Source organism: Eubacterium xylanophilum ATCC 35991 (assembly GCF_000518685.1).
Lineage (GTDB): Bacteria > Bacillota > Clostridia > Lachnospirales > Lachnospiraceae > Eubacterium_F > Eubacterium_F xylanophilum.
This window is the reverse complement of sequence record NZ_JAEB01000052.1, coordinates 1-1,099: the sequence shown is the minus strand read 5'-3', so window position 1 is coordinate 1,099 and position 1,099 is coordinate 1. Positions and strand designations below refer to the sequence as shown.

Below are 1,099 nucleotides of genomic sequence, written 5' to 3'. Positions count from 1 at the left end.
ACAGGACGTTGGAACGATGGAGACTATCATACAGACTATACATTTAAAGATAGATTTATCAATTATAGTTCGTCAAAAATATACGAATCATGGATAATGACAACATGTCATTTTATTGGAAAGTAGGTGGAACTATGTGCAAAAGAATTATAGTAATACTTGTGTTTTTGCTGTGTACTATTTGTGTGAGCCATTTGGACGTTAATGCATCTATGAAGCAAGGGGACAAAGAGATAACATATATATATTTTGGAAACTATTGGCAAACTGATGCAGAAAAAAAAGAGCCTATAGAATGGGAACTTGAAGGAATAACCAACAATATTGCCTGTTTGCACTCGGCTAAGTGTCTTGAATATATGATTTATGATGATGTGTGGAGTAGCAAGTCTACTTGGGCGACTTCAAAATGCAGGAAATGGCTTAATAATACTTTCTTATATGATGCCTTCGACACGAATGAGAGAAACTTGCTGAAGAAGGTTTCATTAAGTTTATATAGGGACCAGGATTTGAGTACAGTGAATTTGTCTGGATATTTTCATGGTGTGCCAGTAAAGGCAACTAATTATGCAATGAGGAGATATCCTGGAGCTAGTCCATACATTTGGTGGATAAGCGATGGTTGGATTCAATCGGAAGGAAGAAGATATGCATACGCAGGATATGATGGTGAGGCATTTCCGGGACAGTATGTGGGTTACACGAAAAGTCAAGAAAAAAGCACGCTAATTATTAGAAATGAGTTGTTTGGAATACGGCCATGTATATTTATAGATATATCTAAAGCTTGCTGGAAAGTTTCAAGATATAAAAAAATAAATACGGAGACAGATAAGACCGAGTATTATAAAATCGAGTATGCGGATGAGCATGATGAAATAGGAGTTGAAACTAATGATACAGAATACTCAAACCGTGAAGACGCGGACACAACGGAGATTAGAGGACATTTTATCAAATATAAGATAAAAAAGCCTGGTATCGTATCAGCCAAAAGAACGAAGAATAAAGCAGTTATTCAGTGGAAGAAGACAGACGATTCTACCTCATATGACCTATGGTATTCGACGACAAAGAAGTTTACAAAGAAAAAGAC

At 36.0% G+C, this 1,099-nt stretch carries 1 protein-coding gene; it reads left to right on the top strand.

Going from position 1 to position 1,099, the window contains the following annotated elements:
- Positions 1–134 precede the first annotated feature (134 nt).
- On the top strand, positions 135–1,099 hold a 965-nt coding region (locus tag L877_RS12635), incomplete at its 3' end, for a DUF6273 domain-containing protein (protein WP_034785397.1).